At 47.4% G+C, this 24,034-nt stretch carries 28 protein-coding genes; 12 read left to right on the top strand and 16 right to left on the bottom strand.

Annotated elements, in window-relative coordinates; genetic code table 11:
- Positions 1 to 63: 63 nt before the first annotated feature.
- Positions 64 to 909, bottom strand: coding sequence for a 1,4-dihydroxy-6-naphthoate synthase (locus tag ACQ5DJ_RS14725; protein WP_429843123.1), 846 nt, complete (start codon positions 907 to 909; stop codon positions 64 to 66).
- The gene (locus tag ACQ5DJ_RS14720) at positions 906 to 1,568 is read right to left on the bottom strand and encodes a futalosine hydrolase (RefSeq protein ID WP_429843122.1); all 663 of its coding nucleotides are present in this window, start codon (positions 1,566 to 1,568) and stop codon (positions 906 to 908) included. The genes ACQ5DJ_RS14725 and ACQ5DJ_RS14720 overlap by 4 nt, the downstream gene beginning before the upstream one ends.
- A gap of 149 nt (positions 1,569 to 1,717) precedes the next feature.
- On the opposite strand from ACQ5DJ_RS14720, the gene ACQ5DJ_RS14715 reads away from it, so the two are divergent.
- Positions 1,718 to 2,503 carry a class I SAM-dependent methyltransferase gene (locus ACQ5DJ_RS14715; RefSeq protein ID WP_429843121.1) on the top strand — a complete coding sequence of 262 codons (786 nt, stop codon included), beginning with the start codon at positions 1,718 to 1,720 and terminating at the stop codon, positions 2,501 to 2,503.
- Positions 2,504 to 2,556: 53 nt separating this feature from the next.
- Here ACQ5DJ_RS14715 and ACQ5DJ_RS14710 read toward each other — a convergent pair whose 3' ends face one another.
- Positions 2,557 to 2,919 (bottom strand): VOC family protein, encoded by a 363-nt coding sequence (locus ACQ5DJ_RS14710; protein ID WP_088910840.1) that lies wholly within the window; start codon positions 2,917 to 2,919, stop codon positions 2,557 to 2,559.
- 205 nt (positions 2,920 to 3,124) lie between these two features.
- Here ACQ5DJ_RS14710 and ACQ5DJ_RS14705 point away from each other — a divergent pair, with 205 nt between their 5' ends.
- From ACQ5DJ_RS14705 to eutH, 3 genes are all read left to right on the top strand, one after another.
- Positions 3,125 to 3,724 carry a nitroreductase family protein gene (locus ACQ5DJ_RS14705; protein ID WP_429843120.1) on the top strand — a complete coding sequence of 200 codons (600 nt, stop codon included), beginning with the start codon at positions 3,125 to 3,127 and terminating at the stop codon, positions 3,722 to 3,724.
- A 251-nt stretch (positions 3,725 to 3,975) separates the two neighbouring features.
- Positions 3,976 to 4,176, top strand: coding sequence for a cold-shock protein (locus ACQ5DJ_RS14700; protein WP_007725380.1), 201 nt, complete (start codon positions 3,976 to 3,978; stop codon positions 4,174 to 4,176).
- 374 nt (positions 4,177 to 4,550) lie between these two features.
- A complete protein-coding gene (gene eutH / locus ACQ5DJ_RS14695; RefSeq protein WP_429843119.1) occupies positions 4,551 to 5,825 on the top strand; it encodes an ethanolamine utilization protein EutH in 1,275 nt (424 codons plus the stop codon).
- Between the two features lie 40 nt (positions 5,826 to 5,865).
- Here eutH and ACQ5DJ_RS14690 read toward each other — a convergent pair whose 3' ends face one another.
- The 3 genes from ACQ5DJ_RS14690 to ACQ5DJ_RS14680 form a co-directional block, all read right to left on the bottom strand.
- Positions 5,866 to 6,510: a DUF2625 domain-containing protein gene (locus ACQ5DJ_RS14690; RefSeq protein WP_429843118.1), complete on the bottom strand. Its 645-nt coding sequence runs from the start codon at positions 6,508 to 6,510 to the stop codon at positions 5,866 to 5,868.
- A gap of 19 nt (positions 6,511 to 6,529) precedes the next feature.
- A complete protein-coding gene (locus tag ACQ5DJ_RS14685) occupies positions 6,530 to 6,856 on the bottom strand; it encodes a YnfA family protein (protein ID WP_106833682.1) in 327 nt (108 codons plus the stop codon).
- A gap of 125 nt (positions 6,857 to 6,981) precedes the next feature.
- Entirely contained in the window at positions 6,982 to 7,467 is a 486-nt protein-coding gene (locus ACQ5DJ_RS14680) for an SRPBCC family protein (protein WP_429843117.1), read from the bottom strand.
- Between the two features lie 241 nt (positions 7,468 to 7,708).
- On the opposite strand from ACQ5DJ_RS14680, the gene ACQ5DJ_RS14675 reads away from it, so the two are divergent.
- Positions 7,709 to 8,590, top strand: coding sequence for a YitT family protein (locus ACQ5DJ_RS14675; protein ID WP_429843116.1), 882 nt, complete (start codon positions 7,709 to 7,711; stop codon positions 8,588 to 8,590).
- Positions 8,591 to 8,750: 160 nt separating this feature from the next.
- Positions 8,751 to 9,245: a GNAT family N-acetyltransferase gene (locus ACQ5DJ_RS14670; RefSeq protein ID WP_429843115.1), complete on the top strand. Its 495-nt coding sequence runs from the start codon at positions 8,751 to 8,753 to the stop codon at positions 9,243 to 9,245.
- Positions 9,246 to 9,301: 56 nt separating this feature from the next.
- Here the strand turns inward: ACQ5DJ_RS14670 and ACQ5DJ_RS14665 are convergent, their stop codons facing one another.
- Both ACQ5DJ_RS14665 and ACQ5DJ_RS14660 read right to left on the bottom strand, forming a co-directional pair.
- Positions 9,302 to 11,041: a sensor histidine kinase gene (locus tag ACQ5DJ_RS14665; protein ID WP_429843114.1), complete on the bottom strand. Its 1,740-nt coding sequence runs from the start codon at positions 11,039 to 11,041 to the stop codon at positions 9,302 to 9,304.
- Complete coding sequence (locus ACQ5DJ_RS14660) at positions 11,038 to 11,754, bottom strand: response regulator transcription factor (RefSeq protein ID WP_429843113.1); 717 nt, start codon at positions 11,752 to 11,754, stop codon at positions 11,038 to 11,040. The genes ACQ5DJ_RS14665 and ACQ5DJ_RS14660 overlap by 4 nt, the downstream gene beginning before the upstream one ends.
- A gap of 108 nt (positions 11,755 to 11,862) precedes the next feature.
- Between ACQ5DJ_RS14660 and ACQ5DJ_RS14655 the strand changes: the two genes are divergently transcribed.
- Positions 11,863 to 12,576, top strand: a complete 714-nt coding sequence (locus tag ACQ5DJ_RS14655) for an ABC transporter permease (protein ID WP_429843112.1) — start codon at positions 11,863 to 11,865, stop codon at positions 12,574 to 12,576.
- Positions 12,576 to 13,496 (top strand): ATP-binding cassette domain-containing protein, encoded by a 921-nt coding sequence (locus ACQ5DJ_RS14650; protein ID WP_429843111.1) that lies wholly within the window; start codon positions 12,576 to 12,578, stop codon positions 13,494 to 13,496. Before ACQ5DJ_RS14655 ends, ACQ5DJ_RS14650 begins: the two co-directional genes overlap by 1 nt.
- A gap of 317 nt (positions 13,497 to 13,813) precedes the next feature.
- Here the strand turns inward: ACQ5DJ_RS14650 and ACQ5DJ_RS14645 are convergent, their stop codons facing one another.
- The gene (locus ACQ5DJ_RS14645) at positions 13,814 to 14,518 is read right to left on the bottom strand and encodes an HAD family hydrolase (protein ID WP_429843110.1); all 705 of its coding nucleotides are present in this window, start codon (positions 14,516 to 14,518) and stop codon (positions 13,814 to 13,816) included.
- Between the two features lie 99 nt (positions 14,519 to 14,617).
- Here ACQ5DJ_RS14645 and ACQ5DJ_RS14640 point away from each other — a divergent pair, with 99 nt between their 5' ends.
- The gene (locus ACQ5DJ_RS14640) at positions 14,618 to 14,914 is read left to right on the top strand and encodes a hypothetical protein (protein ID WP_429843109.1); all 297 of its coding nucleotides are present in this window, start codon (positions 14,618 to 14,620) and stop codon (positions 14,912 to 14,914) included.
- Positions 14,915 to 14,919: 5 nt separating this feature from the next.
- On the opposite strand, the gene ACQ5DJ_RS14635 is transcribed toward ACQ5DJ_RS14640, so the two are convergent.
- Positions 14,920 to 15,330, bottom strand: coding sequence for an acyl-CoA thioesterase (locus tag ACQ5DJ_RS14635; protein WP_429843108.1), 411 nt, complete (start codon positions 15,328 to 15,330; stop codon positions 14,920 to 14,922).
- A 140-nt stretch (positions 15,331 to 15,470) separates the two neighbouring features.
- Between ACQ5DJ_RS14635 and ACQ5DJ_RS14630 the strand changes: the two genes are divergently transcribed.
- From ACQ5DJ_RS14630 to ACQ5DJ_RS14620, 3 genes are all read left to right on the top strand, one after another.
- A complete protein-coding gene (locus ACQ5DJ_RS14630) occupies positions 15,471 to 15,926 on the top strand; it encodes a DinB family protein (RefSeq protein WP_429843107.1) in 456 nt (151 codons plus the stop codon).
- The gene (locus ACQ5DJ_RS14625; RefSeq protein ID WP_429843106.1) at positions 15,923 to 16,441 is read left to right on the top strand and encodes a GNAT family N-acetyltransferase; all 519 of its coding nucleotides are present in this window, start codon (positions 15,923 to 15,925) and stop codon (positions 16,439 to 16,441) included. Before ACQ5DJ_RS14630 ends, ACQ5DJ_RS14625 begins: the two co-directional genes overlap by 4 nt.
- 146 nt (positions 16,442 to 16,587) lie before the next feature.
- Entirely contained in the window at positions 16,588 to 17,547 is a 960-nt protein-coding gene (locus tag ACQ5DJ_RS14620; RefSeq protein ID WP_429843105.1) for a DMT family transporter, read from the top strand.
- A gap of 65 nt (positions 17,548 to 17,612) precedes the next feature.
- On the opposite strand, the gene ACQ5DJ_RS14615 is transcribed toward ACQ5DJ_RS14620, so the two are convergent.
- The 6 genes from ACQ5DJ_RS14615 to ACQ5DJ_RS14590 all read right to left on the bottom strand — a co-directional run bounded on the left by ACQ5DJ_RS14615 (position 17,613) and on the right by ACQ5DJ_RS14590 (position 23,997).
- Positions 17,613 to 18,632 (bottom strand): S66 family peptidase, encoded by a 1,020-nt coding sequence (locus tag ACQ5DJ_RS14615; protein ID WP_429843104.1) that lies wholly within the window; start codon positions 18,630 to 18,632, stop codon positions 17,613 to 17,615.
- 145 nt (positions 18,633 to 18,777) lie between these two features.
- Positions 18,778 to 19,128, bottom strand: a complete 351-nt coding sequence (locus ACQ5DJ_RS14610; RefSeq protein WP_429843103.1) for a hypothetical protein — start codon at positions 19,126 to 19,128, stop codon at positions 18,778 to 18,780.
- Between the two features lie 155 nt (positions 19,129 to 19,283).
- Positions 19,284 to 20,720: an ATP-binding protein gene (locus tag ACQ5DJ_RS14605; RefSeq protein WP_429843102.1), complete on the bottom strand. Its 1,437-nt coding sequence runs from the start codon at positions 20,718 to 20,720 to the stop codon at positions 19,284 to 19,286.
- Positions 20,720 to 21,418 (bottom strand): response regulator transcription factor, encoded by a 699-nt coding sequence (locus ACQ5DJ_RS14600; protein ID WP_429843101.1) that lies wholly within the window; start codon positions 21,416 to 21,418, stop codon positions 20,720 to 20,722. The genes ACQ5DJ_RS14605 and ACQ5DJ_RS14600 overlap by 1 nt, the downstream gene beginning before the upstream one ends.
- Before the next feature lie 195 nt (positions 21,419 to 21,613).
- Positions 21,614 to 22,948: a branched-chain amino acid transport system II carrier protein gene (brnQ, locus tag ACQ5DJ_RS14595; protein WP_429843100.1), complete on the bottom strand. Its 1,335-nt coding sequence runs from the start codon at positions 22,946 to 22,948 to the stop codon at positions 21,614 to 21,616.
- Positions 22,949 to 23,067: 119 nt separating this feature from the next.
- Positions 23,068 to 23,997, bottom strand: coding sequence for a DNA-3-methyladenine glycosylase family protein (locus ACQ5DJ_RS14590; protein ID WP_429843099.1), 930 nt, complete (start codon positions 23,995 to 23,997; stop codon positions 23,068 to 23,070).
- Positions 23,998 to 24,034: the final 37 nt, after the last annotated feature.

The following is a 24,034-nucleotide window of genomic DNA, read 5'->3' as shown; positions in this document are numbered from 1 at the left end:
CGCTTCACTCGAACAGGAAAAGGGGGCAACTTATTGAGCTGCCCCCTCCCATTATTGAATCAACTATCGCCGTAATGTCGACAAATCAAATGCTGGTACAAGCCCTTCCTCGGCTGCACGACCGAGCAACGCCTCGACAGCTGCATAACCATCGTTACCCAAATTTCTTGTAAACTCATTCACGTACAAGTTAATATGCGCTTGCGCTACCTCCAAGGACAGCTCTTGGGCATGGGACATGACATATTCTTGTGATGCGGTCGGATTCGCCCATGCATATTCCACAGAGGAGCGCGTCCAATTGGTCAGTGCCTCGATGTCCATTGATTTTTTCGCGATGATGGCCCCCAGCGGAATCGGCAAATTCGTATCAGACTCCCACCAGTTGCCCAAGTCAGTCATAAGAGACAGCCCGTAGTTTTGATACGTGAAACGCGCCTCATGGATCACGAGTCCCGCATCGATCTTGCCGTCACGTACAGCAGGCATAATCTCATGAAACGGCATGACGACGATCTCCCCTACACCACCTGGGACATTTTGTGCAGCCCAGAGCCGGAACAGTAAATAAGCTGTGGAGCGCTCACTTGGAACTGCTACACGTTTGTTGGACAGGCGTGCCGAATCGTTCGCACTCTCGCCAGAATTTCCTTGGGTCAAAACGAGTGGCCCGCATCCTCTGCCCAGTGCACCGCCGCAAGGGAGCAACGAGTAATTGTCCATCACCCAAGGCAATGCCGCGTAGGAGATTTTCATAACTTCAGGGCCTTCCCCTTGTGCAGCAAGCGTATTCGTAATATCGATATCTGCGTACATAATATCGAGCTTTGGCGCTCCCGGAATCAAATCATGTGCCCAGGCATGAAAAACAAAAGTGTCATTCGGACATGGTGAAAACGCAATTTTCATGATAGTACCTCCCGTAGTACAGAGCTTCCCTTTTCCAGAGATTCCAACGCATCTTTTATCCGCCAAGCAGATTTATCCCGCGGTCCAATTGCATTCGATACCGTACGAATTTCCAGAACAGGTCGTCTGGCAGCCTGGGCGGCAGTCGCAACGCCATACCCCTCCATCGCTTCAGCTAGCGCGTCTGGCATCCGCTGTGCCAAAGCCGCCGCTGTTTCCGCTGTTCCCGTCACGGTTGATAGTGTGAGTACAACGCCTTTTTTGGCGACCAAGCCTGCCGCCTTCATTGCTTCGGTGGCCCGTTCGACCATCTCTTGATCGACACTTACCCGAGCTGATCCAAATCCGAGCTCGTCCACACTGCAAAAGCCCTCAGGCGTTTCTGCCCCCAAATCCGCACAAATAATTTCTGTCGCGACAACCAGCGACCCAATCTCTGCTTGTCCCACGAATCCACCGCATATTCCTGCACAAATGACCAGATCGTAGTCCGCGCAAGCAAGTGCTCTGGCTGTACTCGCTGCGGCTGCTGCTGGCCCTACTCCCCCAGCGATGACTGTGAAACGTTCATCCCCTTGAATGCCGCGCATTACTGCCTCCCGTTCTGCATCAACGGAGGTCACGATCAGAATGCTTCTATATTGTTGTGACATAATCATTTGCCCTAGCTCCTTTCAACCACTTTCCCTCTTCCACGTTATCGCTACTTTTCGTTCATGTAAAGCCGTTTAAAGAGTTTGTCAAAAGACAGGTAAATTATTACAATGATACCTGTTGTGCATTTTCGTTAGATGAGAGGTGACCGATCATGCTTCATCCACCGAATCCAAACACCCATCCCGACTGGCTGGCCCCCCACTCTTTGGCCTGGTACACTCAGTTGGGCGCAATGACTGGTGAATACGTATACCCGTGGCGCTCTACCATTACGGAACCGAATGGCGAGTCGCTTTTTATGGAAGAAATTAGTCGCATGGTTCCAAATCAATCCGTTCTCGACATCGGCTGCGGACACGGTGCATTCACACTGCACTGGAGCCGTTCTGCCAAAGAAATTGTCGGCTTGGATGTGACAGAAAACTTTGTGCAAAAGGCCCGCACGCAAACACCTGAAAACGTCTCCTTCGTTGTCACCAATACGAAATATAGCCTCCCCTTCCATGACGATACGTTTGATTGCGCCTACAATCGCAAGGGACCTACCTCCGCCTATCCAGACATAACACGCGTCGTCAAAAAAGGAGGCTCATTCATCGGATTACATCCAGGCGATCAGTTGTCCGCCGAATTATTCGAATGGTTTCCTCATTTATTTGGTTCACGTCCAGCTGACACCCCGATCCTGCAAAATCTACAAGAGAGACTCAAACAAGCTGCTTTTCAGCGAGTGGATATTCAGACGGTGATCGCCACCGAGTATTTTCAGACCCCACTCGATGTCATTCGCATGCGTTGCTTCGGGCAAAGTCCCGCAATTCTCACGTCCGCCATCGAACAGCACATGGACAGTGTTATGCCGATTTTTGACCACTATGCGACTTCTGGTGGTCTGCCAACTACGCATATGTATTACCTCGTTCGCGTGATTGTTTGATTCTTCCTATTAAAAAACCTCCAGCCGCATTTGGCCAGAGGTCTTCACTACGCTTATCCTTTTAGCAAATAGCTGTTGCCATCTTCATCCTGAAAAGTCGCATAGGTCCCCCACTGCATCTTGTTCAGTTCTCCTTGAAAAACAACACCGTTCGCTCGCATCGTTTCGTACGTCTTTTCAATTTCTGTACATTCAAAAACGATTGAGGCTTTTTGTTCCTGCCAGTTGCTCATCATACTTTTCGGATAGAGTACCAAAGCAGTCTGTGCACCTGCTGGTCCAACCTCCAGCCAACTGCTGTTTGGTCCCATCGGGTGCTCTTGCTTGACTTCAAATCCGACCTTTTCTGTCCAGAACACTTTTGCGCGTTGCTGATCTTCTACATAAACAGCTACCGTTGCCATTTTGGTAATCATCGTATCCTCCTTACTAGCTCGAACCTTTTCATCCCATTGTAACCGAAAAAAAGTTAACTTATCGCCATCAGCACACCCAAATGTTGACAGTAGTTGCACAGGAATTTATATTTAATTACGAAATGTAAGAAGAGGAGCATTGAATAAGCTTCTCCCTTTCAATGCATCATGTTAGTGTAAAAACAAGTTGCAGGAGGAATGCAGAGTGGGTAAGGATTTTATTGCAGCTGTAAAAGACAGAAGAACGTACTATGGGATCAGCAAGGAAACTGTTGCATCTGATGAACGTATTAAAGAAATCGTTCAGGAAGCAGTAAAGTACACACCATCCGCATTCAACTCCCAAAGCGCTCGCGTTGTTGTCCTCTTGGGTGCGGAGCACGATAAACTGTGGAACATTACGAAAGAAACGCTACGTAAAATCGTTCCCGCTGAAAATTTCGGGGCCACGGAAGAAAAAATGAACGCCTTCGGTAGCGGCTACGGCACTGTTCTTTTCTTTGAAGACCAGAGTGTTGTCGAAAACCTTATGCAGCAATTCGCAGCGTACAAAGATAATTTCCCGATTTGGTCCGAGCAATCTTCCGGAATGCTTCAATATGTTGTGTGGACTGCGTTGGAAACCGAGGGCTTCGGTGCTTCCTTGCAGCATTACAATCCACTTATTGATGAAGAAGTCCAACAAACGTGGAACCTCCCTAGCGAGTGGAAGCTGCGAGCACAAATGCCTTTTGGCAAACCAACCGCTCAACCAGGTGAAAAACAATTCCAATCGTTGGATGAGAGAGTGAAGTTCTTTTCCTAAGTAACATTTTGTTCAAAGTTCGTAATGGACGGCTCTGATTATTTCGTATTCGGGCCGTCCTTTCGTTTATTGAGCGATTGCTTTCCTCTTGCTTCTGTGATAGTATTATCTTAAACAAAAGATTCCTATTTAAAGCGTTCACATATTGTAAAGGGTTTACACTTATGTTTGAACCTTTTACAATGTGTGAATTTTATTTTATCCAAAAATAAAAGTTACATATTCATTTTATTTTGTTGGAGGTAACACCCATGCAAACAGGTACAGTTAAATGGTTCAACGCAGAAAAAGGTTATGGCTTCATCGCAGTTGAAGGCGGAAACGATGTATTCGTTCACTTCAGCGCAATCCAAGGCGACGGTTTCAAAACCCTCGAAGAAGGCCAACGCGTTGAATTCAACGTGGTTGAAGGCAACCGTGGACCACAAGCTGAGAACGTAACAAAACTGTAAATTACACATAAAGCTGCCCTTGCAAATAACAAGGGCGGCTTTTTTTTCCGGCTTTTTTCTCCGCAATAATTCGTTCTTTGTTCCTAAAGAGCAGTTGACATTAGCCATGCCTCCCCATATAATCACTTTATAATGCAGAGTAAAGCAACGGCGCTTTCTAGCATAATTTTCCAAAATGATACAATAAAATAAACGCAATTTGTGTTTTTCGTTTATTTTTAGCGAGCTATGAAAGCGGTTCCAGCTGGTTGTTATTGCCATTACCTGTCAACAAGTTCATACAAAGTAAGCAACGGCGCTTAGGATCTATCTCATTCATTGATGAGATCCTAAGTGCTTTTATTGTTTACATCCGCAAAAAGGTGGGATAATCCATGGAGCACATTGGAAGCGTCATTATTTACATCATCATGTTATGTGCAGTAATTGGTGCCATTGCCGCGATCCGCAACAGCGATGAGGGTCTCGGTAAGGAGTTCATGGAAGGGATTCACTCAACAGGTTACATCTTCGTTCCTGCTGCCGGTATTATGGCGTCCCTCCCGTACATCTCTTGGTTCGTAGAAAAAGCGGTATCACCCATCTTCAACAAAATTGGAGCAGATCCTGCGATTGCGGCAACTGCGATTCTCGCATCTGACATGGGTGGCTATCAGTTGGCAAACCTCCTGAAGACCACTACAGAAGGCTGGGTTATGGCTATGATCGTCGGTCTGATGGCCGGTGCTACGATCGTGTTCTCCATCCCAATGGGACTTGCTATGTTGGACAAGCGTGACCATAAATACATGGCGCTTGGTGTAATGTCCGGTATTTTGACTGTTCCGATTGGTGCTTTTATCTCTAGTGCCATTCTTGTTTTGACAAATGCAGAGGTTCGTGCTGAAATCTCGACGAACGCTGAATCGACTTATGCTTTTGCCATTGGCTTCGGACAGGTACTTCTGAACCTTTCACCTATTTTGTTCTTCGTACTAGCGATTGCTGCTGGTCTGCGCTTCCTGCCAGACTTGATGATTAAAAGCTTCATGATTTTCGGAAAGACAATGGATGCAGGTATCAAGCTCGTTCTCGTATTCTCGATCGTGCAACACTTTACTGGCATCTTTACAAAGATTTTCGGAGTTTGGGGCTTCGATCCGATCATCGCCGATCCAACCGATCAATATCGTGCGTTGGAGACCGCTGGTTACATCGGTATCATGCTCGCAGGTGCGTTCCCAATGGTTTACATGCTGCGTAAATATGCAGCGAAGCCACTCGAGGTATTAGGCAATAAGCTGGGCATGAGCCCTTCTGGTAGTGCAGGCTTGCTCGCAACTAGCGCGAACATCCTGGCTATGTTCCGTCTCATTCGTTCCATGCCGCCGAAAGACAAGGTTATCAACATTTCCTTCGCGGTTTGTTCAGCTTTCTTGCTGGGTGACCACCTGTCCTTCTCGGCTAACTTCCAACCAAACATTATCTTGCCGGTCATGATTGGTAAATTGGGTGCAGGTATTATCGGGATTGCGTTTGCTTACTGGCTCTCCGTTCCAAAAGCACTTGAACTGGAAAAACAAGATCGTGCTGCGGGAATTATCGGTCCAGATGAGTACTTGGATCATCATAATAGCGCGCAAGCCGAAGTTGCAGCAACCAAACAATAAAACCAAAAGAGCGGTCCTTCATGGGCCGCTCTTTTTTCCTTTACACAATCGTCTGGCTCATCTCCCAAATTTCCCATGCAGGTACCGGCTTTTTTGAGCACCCCTCCATCGTTAATTCACGCGCTTCTTTTGACCACAGAAAAGGATAGATCGCGAACATTTCATCGCCTTTTAGCTTGGAAACATCCTTCTCCCAATCCTTCCAGAAAAATGTCGCATAAAACGTATGGATATCCCCCGTCATTGCCCAGTGCAAAAAGTCGGTATAGCCAATTTCAAGATCCTCCCACGCGAGACTGTCCGGAGCGAAATACCATATACCGCCTATCGAATCTGGAAACATTCCACCATTGATCGCAAAGAATCCCCCTATGACATCGTCTGCTACTAACAGCATCTGGTTCATAGCACATTGCTGATTCCAAGAAGTGATGGAACGAGGTAAATGAGGATGGCCTGACCCTAGAATCCGTAGCCAGCCTTGGTGAATTAGAATCCCGCCTGTTTCAAAAGCAACAGAACCTAGAGTTGACCTCGTCGTTACTTGTAAATCAACAAGCTGTTTTTTCCCTGTCTCCTGTTCAGACGGAAGAAGGGTAATCTTTCGGTCTGATGCTGACTGCCACTTTTTTATCTCTTCGATCGCTGAATCCTCTTCGCAGTACAATTCCTCGAAGCTTTTCATTTCGGCCTCCACTCCAAAGTTATTGACGCGGCGCCCATAAGATGACGCTCACTCCGATCAGACAGATGATAGCGCCTACCCAGTCATACAAATCGGGTGTCTTTTTATCCACCAGCCATCCCCAAAAAACAGCAAGAATGATAAAGACCCCTCCATAAGCGGCATATACCCGCCCGAAGGAAGGGAAGCTTTGAAGCGTAGGAATGATTCCGTACAACACCAGGATCAATGCACCAACGATACCGTACCAGTATGGCTTAGACTCCTTTAGCCATAGCCATACCAAATATCCCCCGCCGATTTCTGCTAATCCCGCCAAAATAAACAATAGTATCGATACTGTCATCTATGTTTCCTCTTTTCCTATCAAAACGAGTACGTGCAAAGATCACGTCTATTATCTGATGGTCCCTCATAGTCTGTATATGTAATCATCACATTAGCTCGCCATGACGGACGAATCCCCTAAATCTACCCTTGATGGGCAGCCTGTGGAGAGCAGCACAGATCTCCTTTGCCCGATTCAAGTGCAGAATTCAGGCTCCCCAAAACATGAGACCAAGCCATTTCGTGCCAGCCTCGAGCCTTTTCCCACTCCTCTCCCTCTTTCCAACCAAAATGCTCGACCAATACTTGTGTTTTCCCCTCAGCTTCAGACAAGGTGACAAGCACGTAAGTCAAGGCCTCCTCGTGATTCATGGTATCTGCGAATTCATCCGGTCCCTTCCATGTAAAGCCCAGGCGCTCCTTCGGTTCAAAGTGGGTAATGATGCACCCTTTCGTCCCCATCTGGTCGCGATTGGCTGGATTGAAGTACAATTCGTACGCTCCGCCCAGATACGGCTCAATCGTTGCATCAGGCGCAAACCACTGAACAAGCCGTTCCTTTCGTGTCCATGCCCACCAAACCAGCTCTATAGATGATGATACTTCTATCTCCGTTTTGAAGAAACCCATTGAACTTCCCCCTAACTATTTTCCTAACAGTTTGAAAATAGCAATTTCTGTATAACCAGTCAATACAGAACACTCGCTATCTTCATTCTCACGTCTGAATGAGATTTCAAGCGTATAAATGAGTCTGAACAAGTCTGAATGGAATATTTTTTACTAAAAAGTGTAATTGTGCAGTAATCGCATAAGAATGAATGCTATAATAGCTAAGTAAGTAAAAAATTTCACAATGGGGAGAGGAACGATGGAACAACCACTTGCAAAATCGACTCATCAGAAATTACCCATTGGAAAATTGCTCAAGAGGGTCTTCGGTATCCTGATTGGTGCTTCTCTGTTCTCGGTAGCACTCGAAATTTTTCTCGTACCGAACAATATTATCGACGGTGGAATCGTAGGTATCTCGATTATTAGCTCGCATCTGTCTGGATTGCCTCTTGGCGTTTTCCTTTTCGTGCTTAACTTGCCCTTCTTAATTATAGGGTACAAGCAAATCGGAAAAACGTTTGCACTCTCAACCCTCTTTGGGGTTACGATCATGTCAATTGGAACAACACTCCTTCACCCTGTCCCAGGGCTAACGGATGATCCCCTCCTTGCAGCTGTATTCGGAGGTATCCTACTGGGGATTGGTGTAGGACTCGTTCTCCGTTATGGAGGCTCTCTGGACGGTACAGAGATCGTCGCTGTACTACTTAACAAGAAATCCCCGTTCTCCGTTGGTGAGATCGTAATGTTCATGAACTTATTCATTTTGAGCAGTGCCGGATTTGTATTCGGTTGGGATCGTGCGATGTACTCGCTGATCGCCTATTACATTGCATTCAAAATGATCGATCTGACCATCGAAGGCTTCCAGGAGTCGAAAGCGGTATGGATCATTAGCGACAATCACAAGGATTTGGGAGATGCGATTGTTGCTCGTCTGGGCCGTGGTGTTACCTATTTGAATGGTGAAGGCGGCTATACTGGAGACGACAAGAAAGTAATTTTCTGCATCATTACACGATTAGAAGAAGCCAAGCTGAAGCTGATCGTGGAAGAAGTTGACGAGAATGCCTTCTTGGCTGTCGGCAACATTCACGATGTACGCGGCGGGCAATTTAAGAAGAATGCGATTCATTAAAGTGGAAAAAGTGTACCCTATAGAGCAGACTTTTGAAAAAGTCGTTCTATAGGGTATTTTTGTAATTACGTTTTGTAAAGAAGTGTCTACCATTCGTTTCCATAATCAGGTAAATAGAGTACGATATTCGTATCACGTATGGATGAAGGAGGTTTTCTCAGTGAATCCAGCATTCTCGATAGAACGAGTTCCTTTTGAACAGAAGCACGCTCTCAAGCAACTGTTGGAGCTGTATACGTACGACTTCACTGAGTTTGAGCCTTTCGAAGTAGATGACGACGGCTTGTTCGGCTATGACTACTTTGAGAAGTATTGGGTAGAACCAGAACGCCATCCCTTTTTTATCAAGGTAAATGGTAAGCTGGCCGGGTTTGTCCTCGTTCGTATGCTCACAAGCTCTGATCCTGATTTGCCATCCATCCACTCGATTGCTGAGTTTTTTATCATGAAACGCTACCGTCGGCTAGGGATCGGGAAAGCGGCCTCCCATCAAATCTTCAAAATGTTCCCGGGTGCCTGGGAAGTCTTTCAATTGGAAAACAACATGCCTGCCATCGGCTTTTGGCGTATCAGCATTCGCGATTACACGGCCAATCACTATCAAGAGCGTCAAGAGGATGGCAAAGTCATACAAACCTTCATTTCGAAACCGTAATACTAGAAAAAGCCAAGGGACAATGCAAATCCCTTGGCTTTCCTCCTAGAAACCAACTAGCTGGTGACCGCAGGAAACGTCATCACGACAACTGTTCCGCTACCTAGCTTGCTGTCCACCGTAATCTCTCCCCCGTGAGCCAAGACGAGCTGCTTGGCTATCGCCATGCCCAGCCCCGTTCCACTGGTATTCTCTCCTGTATGCCCACCTCGGTAGTATCTTTCGAACAGATTGGCCAGTGTCGTCTCATCCATGCCCGGCCCATTGTCCGCAATTTTGACCACAAATTGATCGGCTGCAATCGACTGCACCTCTACGAGCACGTGTGTACCTGCCGGGGTATACTTGATCGCGTTTGTCAAAATGTTGACGATGATGCGGCGAAACCAGATTGGATCGACCTCGGCTGTTATCGATTGGACATTCGCCGAAAATTCGATGTCATGCAAAGAAGAGCTCGGATCGTTCACCATATCCACCACAATCCTGCGAATGGTTTCTATGATCGCGACAGGTTGTTTGACCATCGGTAAAGCTTGGTTCTTCAGTCGATAGGTCAAATTCAAATCCTCAATCAGCCCATTCATGTAGTCTGACTTTTCCCGTATCGTTTTCCCAAATTCGCTGACTTCTTTTCTGTCCCACTCATACTGTTCCGACTCCAAAAAGGTAGCATAACCGTAAATCGAGCTCAGCGGTGTCTTAAGATCATGAGACAGCCCCGTAATCCATTCCTCTCGCGTCTGCTCGATCTCTTTCTGAAGCTTTTCATTGGAACGCAAGGTTTCACTCAGATGCCGGAGTGCGTCAAACACATCCTTGAATACACGAAATGACTTCTTTTCTTTCCCTCGCCAATTCCTTCCGATCGGTTTCCCTTTTTTCCCGATGGGCTCCTCATAGCGACCTTGGGCCAGTCTTTCCAGCCAATTCACCATGTGCAAGAGAGGCTTGCCTACTCGCCACGCATACCAGCTGCCTGCGAATAGAACGACCAGGATCAAAAGAATACCGATCTGGAGAAACGTTTCCTTGACCATAGCATCCTCAGACGTCTCTTGGACACCAGACTGATAGGTTGGATTCGGAGTGCCCACTACATATGTCAAATCGCTATTTTTGTCATATCTACTAGTGATATGAACAGGAACATTTTTGGCTGTCTCACCATTCTGAAGAACTTCCGCCATGTCTAATTGGGCGGAAGCGTTCGGGTGATTCCATTGATGGATGAGTTTCCCCGCACGATCGTATACCAAGTACCATGCCTTTTCCCGGGAAAAGCTTTTGTTCAACTCATCCCATGTCTCCTTGCTCGTTCCCGATTTTGCTGCGATCAGGCGCTTCATCATTTCTTTTTCGGGAGCGGGTGTTCCATAAAGGATGATAATGTTCTCGTCAGATTGGTTAATGACCCAATATGTGATGTGATAACGAGAAGCATCACGATTTTCTACATAAGCGATCCACTCCCCTGGCCCAAATTGACTGGGAACATCAGTAGGTGTCCGATAGTTGTACAGAATTTTACCGTGCTTGTCGATGATCTGCAACCAGCCTTGATGTCTCGCCACACTCTTCTCGATTTCCGGATTGACGTGAATACGCCCCCCCTCATAATCGATCTTCAACGTCAAATCAGACGCATCCAGCCTGGACAAATCGATGGACAGTTGCTCGTTCATGATCCGCCAGCCTAACCCCAGCATCGCGATTATCAGAAATAGGAGCAAGACGAGGAGAAATCCGAACAGCTGCCGGACATATTGAAAGATCAGCTTGTTACGCAAATTCATGACTGTCTTGCCGGGCTAACCAGCTTGTAGCCCAGCCCTCTCACCGTGACTAGGAGCTTTGGCTGTCCCGGATTTTCTTCTATGCGCTGGCGCAGCTTGTGAATGTGCACCATGACTGTGTTTTCATCAAACATCCCGTACTCATCTTTCCATACATGATCGTATATTTGTTCTTTCGTAAATACCCGGTTCGGATTTTGGCAGAAGAAGACGAGCAAGGAAAATACTTGCGCCGGGCAGTCTACTCGCTCTCCGTTCACGAACAGCTCGGCTGCCTCCACATTTACTTGGAAACGGCCAAAATCAAAGCGCTTTTCTTCCAGGGCTGGCGTAGCTCCCCCCAAGGTTCTGCGCAGATGAGCTTTCATCCGGGCAACGACCTCTAGTGGATGAAACGGCTTCGTTATGTAATCATCCGCTCCATAAGCAAATCCGCTTAATTTATCAAAATCCGTGCCTTTTGCTGTCAAAAAAAAGATCGGTGCCTTCGTTCGCTGGCGCACTGCTCCGCACAACTCAAATCCATTTTTATCAGGCAGCATGACATCCAGAATCAACAAGTCGTATGTCTTCTCCTCCACGAGACGAATCGCCTCAGCTGCTGTCGTACATGTATCGATCTGGACAAAGCCTTCCTTTTTCAGCACTGTTTGGAGCATCTGCAAAATCGCTTCTTCATCATCTACCAGCAAGATTCTTGCTTCTTTCTCCATATCCGTTCCCTCCCTTGCTGTCATTCATTCTACCATGAGAAGCGACGCCAACAAAAAAGATAAGGAAATGGTAAGGTAGCGTTTTAGTAGGGGAAAGGTCTGGCCATTATGATGAAGGAGAAAGGAGCGGATTCACTTATGTGGGCTATTTGCCAACACGAATTTTTTCGGTTGTTTAAAAGTATCAAATCGTTAATTACCGTTGCCTTTATCGTAGGCATCTCTTACTTGGTTTCTGACCTCGTCAATCAGGCAGCAAGCTTTCTGCCACAAAAGGAGCTGGCGCAGGGACATGCGCTTGGTATCTTTGCACTCATCATGCTGTTTGGGCCGTTGTTTGTATTCAGCCTGTCTCATGATGTCATAAATCGCGAGCTAGCGGGCAGGACGATTCGCTTTCTCGTCACCCGGACTTCACGCAATCAGATCATTTTAGGGAAATTTCTCGGAGTGGCGTTCTTCTGGCTAACCTGCATGATTATTACGTTTGGCGTAGTTTTCGCCACCGTGCAAACGTTTGACGCCAAGACCTTTTACCTTTGCGTATCCCTGCTTATCTATTGCATCTCGCTGGCACTGCTGCTCTCGCTCGTGATACCTCGCCCCAGCTACACGATGTTTTTGGGAATTGTGATCGCACTGATCTTGCCTGGTCTCGGTCTGTGGAGCACCTTCTCCAGTCACCCAGCAGCACCATGGATTAAATATTTGACGCCCTTTTCCTTTATGGAAAAAGGCGGCGCCTGGACCGGCTTCATATGGCTCTATGCAGCAGCTTTCCTGATCGCTTCTATGTACTTATTCCGACGGAGGGATTGTTAATGGCAATGATCGAAACCATACAGTTGAACAAGCGCTTTGGCAATCGCACGGTCGTGAATGACGTCAGTCTTACTGTGCACAGCGGGGAGATTTTCGGATTCCTTGGTCGAAACGGCGCAGGAAAATCGACCTTTATCAATATGCTGACAGGCATTCTGATTCCGACAGCGGGCAGCATTCGCATGTTTGGAGAAGATCCCCATACAGAGGGATGGAAAAAACGAATTGGCGTACTGCCGGATTACTCCACCTTCTACGACCATTTATCTCCTGCTGAGCACTTGCACTATTTCGCTCAGGTAAAAGGCGTCACACTGACAAAGGAAGAATGCATGCGCATCCTGACAGCCGTTGAGCTTGAGGAGCATGCATCCCGCAAAGCCAAAACCTTTTCCTTCGGGATGAAAAAGAAGCTGGGTATTGCCCAAGCATTAGTCGGAGACCCAGAGCTCATCTTCCTTGATGAACCTACTTCTGGCGTAGACGTCGAATCAGCCCTGCATATTCAAAATTTGCTGCGCAAGCTCCATCAACAAGGAAAAACGATCTTCATGACCTCGCACAATTTGAATGAAGTCGAGAAAATCTGTACCCGCATCGCCATCATGAAAAGCGGAAAAATCAGTTCACTCGGCACTCTCAACGAGCTGCAAGCTGCCCATCAAGCATGGCGATCTGTACATGTGCGTCACTCAGCTTTTTCTACGGAGGATTCTGGAAACCTGCGCACCTTTATTGAGTCCCTCGGGCGCAATACGATTTGGGAAGACGGGCGTCTCTCGATTCAGGTCGATGATGATCAAAAAGTGGCAACCCTCGTTCGTGCTCTTGTTCAGGCACGCGTGGACATTTATGGCGTGAACGTTGAAGTACCTTCACTCGAACGAATTTTTATGGGGGAAGAGTCTCATGATGCTTAATCTCGTTTTTGCCCTGCTTCTATCCGGGATGCTGCTTTTCAACATCTCGATAGGAAAAAGCGTGACCACCGGAAGCATGTCAATCACAATTGGCCTGATTGTCCTCAATCTCATCTTTTTCATCACAAAGTACAGGAAGAGTCAGCATGAAAAAATGAAAGATCAGGTTAGTAGATACCAACGATAATCAGGCTCAGGTAAGGTACGCAAAACGCGAGGAACAAAAGAAACAAGAAAATATTTAGAAAAAAGCAGCTTGATTGCCACCGAAAACAGCCTGCAAGTTATGCGGCTATGGGGCAACGGGCTGCTTTTTTCTACAAGATTGCGAGAAGTTGATCCAGTCTCTCGATGACCGCCAATGGTTGATGCTCAGTGGTAGGCTGCTTCCCCCTCGGGTTGATCCAGACAGCTGAAAAACCAGCGTCCATCGCTCCCGATACATCTGCCTCCCATGTATCACCGACGAACAGCACCTGCTTGCTCTCGACGCCGAGCTGTTCGCGAACGTGTTCATAAATCCGCGGATCAGGCTTATGATGTCCGATGATTTCGGAGATAAATACCCGCTTCTGAGGAAAATACGCAGACAATCCCAACCGCTCCAGCTTGATAAATACCATATCGACAGGACCATTGGTGACAATCCCTAGTGTATGCTCTTCTGCCAACCTCGCAATGGTAGACTGAACAGTAGCATCTGGCTGGACTGCATCCATACAGGCCGCCTGATAGACGCGTTGAAAATCGTCGACCTGCTCCGCTTCAATCTGTCGGTTACAATCAGCCATGGCTCGCTGAAAACGCAACCTTCTGTATTGCGTAAAATCGTAGCGTTTGGTGATCACATCGACCCACAAATCATCTCCGTGGCGCCGCAGATCCTCAAGGAATTTCACTTGGTCTATTTCTGCTGTAAGTGCATGAGTCGCAATCGTCTGCTGCATCCCTTTCTCCCAGCAAGCTGAAAAATCAAAGAGAGTATCGTCAAGATCAAATAGGATTGTCGTAAATTTGGTCATGGCTGGATTGCTTCCCCTTCCTTTTTTCTTGCTGTTTTCATTGTGTATATGACTCTGTCTTTTGTTATGATCATTGTAACGGAAAAAGGAGGCGGAAACATGTCGAACGAAAAACTGGATATTTTGATAGAGGGTATGAATGAGTTGCGTCTGGTTGCTCATGCTCTTATGGATCGGCAGGACGAATTGGATGGCAAGATGGACGCTTTGACTATGGACGTTCACCTGTTAAAAGCCGAAGTTGCAGAACTAAAGCAGGATGTCGCCATGTTGAAGCAAGATGTTGCTGAGTTAAAGGAAGGTCAGGATCGCCATGAGCGTATCTTGGAGACATTGGCGCTGCGTGCTCTCGAATGGAACAATTTCCGCCTCGATTTCATTCGCAAATCATCCTGAAGCCTTTAGCTTTTAGGCAATTCCATTAGCAGTGTCTCTTTCAACTCAACTGGCAAAGAAATAGATTGGCGTGTGTTCGCATCGATCATGACCATTGTCACATCGGCGTCCGCCACTAATACATCTGCGGCGTTGTACAGCTCCTGGCGGATGACGAAGCTTTTTTCACCCACCTTGACCACCGTAGTAATCGCCGTTACCTCTTCACGCATCTTCAACTCTTTGCGGTAGTTAATGTTTATGTTGACCACTACCGGCATGATGGCCCGTCGCCTCAATTCATCCAGTGTAAATCCTTGCTCCCATATCCACTCAAAACGCGCCCACTCCATGTACTCTAAATACTTAGCATTGTTCACATGTCCGATTACATCAATATCAGTAGAACGCACAGTTAGATTATAGCGATGAGCCATCGTTCTCACTCCTTGTTTTTCTTCAGTATAACGAATCCAGCTAGCTGAGTGAACATTCATTCAAAATATTCCGAATGATCATGCTGTTCTTTTCTGATCTTTTTCCTATAATAAAAATAAACACCAGAAAGGAAGATTGGATGTTCGAACAAGAACTATTGCCGACCTTGCAAACAGCTCGCTCCCGGTATCAGGATGCACTCGTCCATTTAGATGAAGCCGAGCTTGGCTGGAAGCTGGCTCCGGGCTCCAATTCCATCGGATTTTTGATTCATCACATCGCGGAAGTTGAATATCGATTCTGTATGATGTTTTTCGGCAGAGCAATCCCGACCGAGATCACCCTCACTACAATTGGCCCTGTAAAGGATGAAGGAAACTTTACCGACTTGTCTGCCTTGCTTGCTTTCAAAGAGGCTGCCTACCATCACTTACTGGACTCTCTGGCTGCCCTACCAAAAGACGCGTGGGATACCCCCTGTGAAGCACCGATTGCCACACTGACTCCTCGTCAGGCACTTGGTCGTCTGATCTATCACATGGGCTACCACGGCGGGCAGATTGGACTTATCCGCAAATCCGGAGGACCTCAATGAGTCTCATTCTGACAGGTGAGCGGCTCATCATTCGCGAATTGCTGCGCGAGGACTTACCCGACTTACTCGCCACCTACAACAGTAATCCAGAGTACAATCAGCTTCGAAACGGCATGAGCACAGTAAGTATTGCTGATCTGGAAGCCGAATATGACGCCACCATACGCATACCTTCTGGGCATTGGCTCGCCATTACTCGTGAAGGTACGATCATTGGAGTCATCCATATCGTCCTCTCCAGTGAAAACGATCCGAAAAGCTGGATTAGTCTCTTGCTTCTGCATGCCGATTATCAGCAGCAGGGCTTTGGAAAAGAGGCAGTGACACTCATGGAAGCCTACTGCATCCAGCATGGCAGTCAGCATGTTCATCACGGTGTCATTGCACATAATGAACCCGCTCTTCTTTTCTGGGGACGGCTTGGCTATGAGCAGTATCGTCAGGTGGAGGCTCCAGTCGGTCGTCTGACACAACCTGTGCTGCTGATAGCCAAGTGGCTAACCCCTACAAAGTAAGGAGGTGAAATATATGAACCGTCGCCTTTTTGAAAATGATGTGCCCACCCTCCTCTCCTAGTCGGTGAGGAAGCGGTTTTCTTACTGCCTCCCGGCTACGGAATAACGCTCGAATGATTGATTCATTATTCCGGGAGGGACTTGTTATGTCACAATCACAATGGAAACAAATGTTTTTGGGGGCTATCTGCCTGACTCTTGCCGCAGCGATCTGGGGCGGTGTTTATGTAGTCAGCAAGGTCGTGTTGGAAGTGATTCCACCGTTCACGCTATTGATTTTGCGCTTTTGCATTGCTTTAGTCGTGTTGGGGGCATTTACCGTTGCTCGCAAGGAGCGTGTCGCGAAAAAGGATTATCCTCTGCTAATGGTCATCGCCTTCGTCGGGGTCACGATCTCAATCGCCGCGCAATTTCTTGGTACCAAGCTGTCTACTGCCCACATGGGTGCATTGATTACCTCCGCATCGCCTGCCTTTATTGCCATTTTTGCAGTCTGGCTATTAAAGGAGCGCATCCATCTGAAGCAGGCAACGGGTATTTTGTTAGCGACGATTGGTGTAATTATCGTCATCGGTGTTCCAGATCAAGCTGACGCCCAGTCTTCCCTGACAGGCAACCTGATTTTGTTCGTAGCAGCGATTAGCTGGGGATTGTACACCGTTCTCAGCAAGAAGGCAACGCAGCGCTATTCGTCCCTGCTAGTCACTACCTACGTAGCATTGTTTGGCATCATCTTTACGAGTCCCCTCATGTTTTGGGAGCTGTCTGTCACGCCTGTCTCCTGGCAATTTGGTTGGGACATCTGGGCAGGCGTCCTCTATATCGGGATGATTTCTACTGCAGGTGCTTTTTATTTGTGGAACAAGGGCTTCGAGCTGTTGCCCGCAGGGAGTGGGGCTGGGTTCTTTTTTGTTCAGCCCATTGTTGGTGCTTGTTTAGGCTGGCTGTTGCTGCATGAGCATTTGGGTGTCGGCTTTTTCGCTGGAGGCGCATTTATTTTCCTCGGGGTCGCCTTGTCCACTCTGCGTACACGTGAATCGGCCAAAACTAAACGTGAAACGACGGAGGAACATTCTCTCCCCCATTACAACGAGAAGCAAGGCTAATAACCCTGTATGCTTACATGCTACGAGGACTTCCCATTCATTGGGAAGCCCTCATTTTTTTATGCTTATGGACGAAAATATTGCCGGACGCTTCCTTTTTCCAAAGACAGCTCCACTTCAGCAAATGCGCCATTAATAAAAGTGATTTGTGGCGGCATATGCCCACAATCTACATCGTAGAGGACAGGGACTTGCAGCTCAGCAGCCAGCTCCTGATAGACATCTTCCACGTTGTAGCCTTCGACCGCCTGATTCGCTGGACTGCGCCCAAACATGATCCCCGCACAATGATCGAACCATCCGGCTAGCTTCATTTGTACCAAGGATCTACGCAGATCAGTCGTAGAAAGCTCACAGTTTTCCAAATACCAGATGATCGCTTCATTCCCGATCTGTTCTTTTTGAAACGTATGCACGTCCCCATATGGTGTGCCGATCACATGCCGAATGGTATCGAAACAGCCGCCAAGTAGCCGTCCCTGCATGTTTACGTGGGGAGTGGTCTCTGTGGTTTTCCATACAGTCGGTTCCGTCAGGTGAAAGATATACGGTGAAGGATTCGTATGCTGCCATTCCTTTTGATACATCGTGGAAGAGTACTGCAACACAGATTCGCCCTCGTTCGTTGACAGAACCGTTTCCCACATGGCGGTCGTCTCATCCATATCTACTCCACGCAATTCCATCAGATTCGTCCCATGGGCCGTAGCCATCCCCGTTTTTAATGTAATCGCGAGCAACAGCACGCTCACATCTGAATAGCCTAACACCCACTTTGGTTGCATGGACTGAAAATCAAGCTTGTCTAAAATCTCAATCAGCAGCTCGCCACCCCAGGGAGGGATGATGATATCGACGTCTTTATCTTGCATCAGGGAGTTGAATTCGGTTGCGCGGTTTGTGGAAGGAGCTGACTTGGCTTTTTCCTGTGTCCAGACTGTATCTTTGCAAACGATGGAGTACCCCCTGCTCTCCATACGACTGCATGCCAGTCTGATTAGTTCATGCAAATACGCTGGTACGCCTGATGATGGCGCAGTTACCCCGATAGTAGCACCCTTTTTCAACGATGGATACGTGATCATGCTGCTCCCTCCCGTTATGTATGAATTTGGATAATCATACCATGAAATTGAACAAAAAAAAGACGACCTATGGCCGTCATCAAGGTATATAAAACGGGAGGGAAGTAGAGGAGTTCAAACGAACGTGTTTCGAGTTCGTGAATGATTACTTCTTGCTGGCGTCAGTCGTTGTAGACTGTCCAGTGGAACCGCTGTTTTCAGTTCCTGCAGCACTAGGCGATCCAGTGCTGGTACCTGCATCAGACTTGGCATCTGTCGCAGGTGCTTCCGTAGACGAACCTGAGTCCGCAGAGGCGTCCGTTGTAGACTGATCTTGCGAAACCGAGCTATCGGTCGATTGTCCGCTATCAGTAGTGGAGGACCCCGGAGCGGTTTCGCTAGTCGTGCCCTCTGATTGTGTCGCCGGTTCAGGTGTTCCTGTTGTGTTAGAGCAGGCAACCAAGCTGCCAGACAGGAGTAATGCGACAGTGGCAATGGAGAACCATTTTTTGTTCATGTTCATTCCCCTTTCATTCCTTGGCTTCGTGACCTTCTCGCTGTCACACCTATATCGTAACGGGCAAAGATAACCATTCTGTAAGGAAAGTGGGAAAAAACGATGATCAAAATATGAAAAAAGTATGACCATGATCATTTTGATTGGATCATGATTTAGTTCTCCGCTTTAATCCTTGGAAGCCATATCGTAAAAGTACTGCCCTTCCCAGGCGTGCTCTCTACTCTGCATTTACCATCATGCAACTCTACCAGCTCTTTTACAATGGCGAGTCCAAGCCCTGTCCCTTTATTGTTCTTGGAACGTCCCCGATCCACTTTGAAAAAACGTTCCCAGATGCGATCCAGATCATCTGCTGCAATCCCCAGCCCAGTATCGATCACTTGAATCTGTACATATTCCTCTTCCAGCGAAGCACGCATGCGAACTTCACCTGTAGCCGTAAACTTGAGCGCATTCTTCACCAGATTTTTCAGAATTTGCGCGATCCGATCCTTGTCGGCATAAATTCGCGGAAGCTCGTCCTCTACCTCTACTCCCATGCGAAGCCCTTTTTCCTCTGCTTCTTGATGGAAGGAAAACGCAACCCGATTCATGACATCTGCCACATCGACAGGGAACTTGGCCAGATTTACTTCGTTGTTCTCCAGCTTCATCAAGTCCATCAGGTCATCCACCAAGCGATTCACTTGCATCGTTTCGGTGTACATCACAGCGTAATACTTCTGTCGCGCCTCTTCTTCTTCTACCAAGCCATCCTGCAACGCCTCGAGAAAACCTTGGATCGCGGTGAGAGGCGTACGCAATTCATGGGAGACATTCGCCAAAAAATCATTGCGCACTTGCTCCAGATGATGACGCTCCTGCTCTACCTTCTCCAGCTTCTGTGCCATTGTATTGATCGTTTGCGCCAAGTCGCTGATCTCATCAGACGTATCGACCTGGACGCGCTCTGCATAATTCCCTCGACCAATTTCAGCCGCTGTTCTCTCAATGGTTCGCAATGGACGGGAGATTGACCATGACAAATACGAAACCATGATCGTAGAAAGAAGCACCCCAAATAATGTCGCCCACAGAATCGATTCGCGCATTTGACCAAAGGTTTTCTCAATTCCTTCAATCGGCGCGTGCAAAATAATTCCGCCATAGACGTTTTCGCCCTCGCCCCACGGGACAGAGACCGACAACATCGGGTCATCCAGACCTTCGATTTGCAGTTCAGTTACCGCGCTTTTTCCGTTTAGCACGTTACCCGCGATGGAAACTGCCACGGACTTGCCCGTAAGCATTTCATCCTTCATCGAAGTCGCGACGATTTTTCCATCCGTATCAAATAACCAGATGCGGGTATCAAATGACTCGTCCAGCATCGCCAGCTTGTCCAAGAGCTGTTTGTTTACTTCATTACTGTTATGGATAGCGGCATTCACTTTTTTCGCCATCCGCAAAAGCTCTTCTTCCTTGGCATTGTAGATGTACTCCTTCGTAAAAAAGGAGAGAGCGATACCGGTAATCCCCAGCCCCACCAAAACGGTAGCCAAAAAGCTGACCAGCAGTCTGCGGTAGATACTTTTCGACATGCCTAGCATCAGTTATCCACCCCAAACTTGTAGCCGATCCCCCAAACTGTTTGAATGCATTCATAAGGGAGCTTATCTAAACGCTGTCTGATCTTTTTAATATGAACATCGATTGTTCGAACTTCGCCAAAATAATCAAAGCCCCACACTTGTTCCAACAATTGCTCACGCGACCATACACTTCCAGGAGATTTGACAAGTTGAACAAGCAGATCAAACTCCTTCGGGCGAAAGCTCACTTTTTCCCCAGAAACGATCACTTCCCGTTTATCCAGATCAATCGTCAATTGATCAAAAACAAAGGTCCGAAGCACTGCCTCATCTTCTACTTTTGGCTTTGGCTGCAATCTGCGCATAATCGCGCGAATACGAGCAACGATCTCACGTGGACTAAACGGCTTCGTTACGTAATCATCCGCTCCGAGTTCCAAGCCGAGTACACGATCAAACTCCTCATCCTTTGCCGTCAGCATAATAATCGGCGTATCCCACTTCTTGCGGATTTCCCGACATGCTTCAAAGCCGTCCAACTGCGGCATCATGACATCGAGAATGACCACATCCGGCTGTTCCTTTTCCATCATCTCAAGAGCTTCTCTCCCATCTGTTGCTGAGATGAGCTCGATTTGCTGTTTTTCAAAATAAAGGCGAATAATTTCGCGTACGTTTGGATCGTCATCGGCAACCAAGACTTTCATCGTGGACATAGCCAATAACCTCCCTTCTTTCAAAACGACATAGAATGAAACATGCCGTTCAGACAATTTACGTTTTTCCATGGTAACATAGATCACCCATGTTGTGGACGGATAGAAGTCCTATCCAGCTGGTAAAAGCAGGACAAAAATTGTTTGCGACATGAAAAAAGCGAGTGGACCTAAAGCCCACTCGCTCTTCATACTTTACTTCGTTTCTCTTACAATCGGGACACTGCGTGTGAGGCTAGCCCACAACACCCCTAACAGTGCGCCTGCTAAGGCCGGCACCAGCCAACCAATTCCTACTTTGTACAGTGGCAATTGTTCCAGGATTGGTGTCAGCGAGTCGATAGACAATCCAAGCTGGGAAGCTCCATCCAACAGACTGATGACAGCCGTTGCCGTGATCGCGCCTACGTATACAGCACGATGTCCATTGAACATTCGATCACAAAACGTCAGTAGCATCAGCACGATCGCAAGTGGATAAATCGCCATCAAGACAGGCACAGAGAAGGTAATCAGCTGTGTCAAGCCTACGTTTGCTACCGCAGCGCTGAACACACACAGGATCACAGCCATTTTCTTGTAGGAGATGCTAGGAATACGACTCGAGAAAAATTGACTGCACGCTGTGACGAGCCCAACAGAAGTGGTGAGGCAAGCAAGCGTAACAGCTGCTCCCAGCAGGAGTGAGCCTAATGGACCGAACAGTTGCAGCACAACCCCAGTTAAGATCTGACCGCCGTTTTCCGACTTCGCAATCAAAATACTCGTCGCTCCCAAATAGCTGAGGGCAAGATATACAAGTCCAAGTCCGGTAGCGGCGAGGATTCCGGCTTTGATCGTGGACCACATCACTTTTTTGCGATCGATGATACCTCTATCCTGAACAGCCGCTGTTACTACCAGACCAAATACCATCGCAGCCAGCGCATCTAGCGTCAGATAGCCTTCGATAAATCCTTTGAAGAATGCTGTATCCTGATAGGCGCCTGTCGGCTCTCCTACCTCACCCAAAGGCGAAATGAGTGATTTGACAAACATCAGACCAATGATGATCAAAAGGGCAGGTGTTAAGATTTTGCCGATTCGATCCACCAGCTTGCTCGGGTTCAGACTCAACCAGAAGGTGATACCAAAATAGACGATCGTGGTCACAAATAGTGGTACCCAACTGCCTTTCATGGATTCAGACAGATACGGCAATACGCCCATCTCAAAGGTTACTGTACCTGTCCGCGGAATCGCCATGAATGGACCAATCGACAGATACACAATAAAGGTGAACACGACTGCAAACATCGGATGGACTCTTGACGCCATCGTCTGCAAATTACCACCAGCCAAGCCTACCGCGATGATTCCCAGTAAAGGCAGACCTACACCGGTAATCAAAAAGCCGGCCATCGCGACCCAAACATTATCTCCTGCAGCTTGTCCTAGAGCTGGCGGAAAAATCATGTTCCCTGCTCCAAAGAATAGGGCAAACAGCATCAAACCAATTGTAATTGTTTCTTTCGTTGAAAGTTCTTTCATATGAATCCTCTCAATATTGTTTAATAAAATAAAATTTTCATTAGTATAACTTAAAATTAACTCACTATTCAACCTTTAATTTTTTAAAATTATTGAACTTTTGTTAAAAATGAATGTTTTTACAGGTCAAATACCTCTTTTCTCTTGATCGCCCCCACTGCTTCCCATACGTATAGACAATAGATGCTGCGCCAAGGAGCCCACTTTTCCCCTATCTTGCGAATATCGTTTTCATTTGGCTTCGAATTCATTCCATAGAGGTGAACAATTCCATTTCGTAAACCGATGTCAGCAGCCGGCAACAAGTCTGGACGCCCCATCCCAAACATGAGTAAGCACTCTACTGTCCACCGCCCAATTCCTCGCAGCGAAGTGAGGTAAGTAATGATTTCCTCATCACCCATTGTCCATAGTCTTTCCAAATCTACCGTTTCATTCACAATGGCACGGGCGAAATCGATAATATACTCTGCTTTTCGCTGACTAAATTGCAGCGTACGCAAATCCTCTACAGTCAATCTCGCTACCGCGTCAGGAGTCGGAAAAGCGATGATGCTCTCGCCGTTTGGGTTTTCTACTGGGTCACCTGCCAGTGTCACCAGCCTCTCGGTCAAATTGGCTGCAAAGGTCAAATTGATCTGCTGCCCGATAATCGTCTTGACCATGCATTGAAACAAATCGGCATCCAGCGTAAGACGAAGACCGCGAAACCGCTCGGTCAGAATGGCGAGCTCCTTTTCCTCCCTCATCTGCTCGTAAATAACGGATAAATCCAAATCGGCACTAAAAGTGCGGCGAATCATTTTTTCTAGTATCTGCTGGTCTGTCGTGGACAAAATCGCCTGTGTCTTGTAGCGCAATGCGGGTTCTTCCAAGCCACCCACAAATTGCATATGGACCAGAACAGGCCGTAAGCCGATACGAAAGACGCGCTCTAGGCTATTTTTTTCTTTATTCACTCGTATCTGCGTATCTAGATGTGTCTCAAGACGCCGAAGCAGCCGGTCAAAAGAAAACGGAGGAGTAAGCGAAATAATCCAACAATTCACAAGACTCTCACCTTTCCAGATAAAATAAAAACCTCCG

This window comes from Brevibacillus sp. FIR094 (assembly GCF_050477165.1).
Taxonomy (GTDB): domain Bacteria; phylum Bacillota; class Bacilli; order Brevibacillales; family Brevibacillaceae; genus Brevibacillus.
This window is presented reverse-complemented; position numbering and strand designations above follow the sequence as displayed.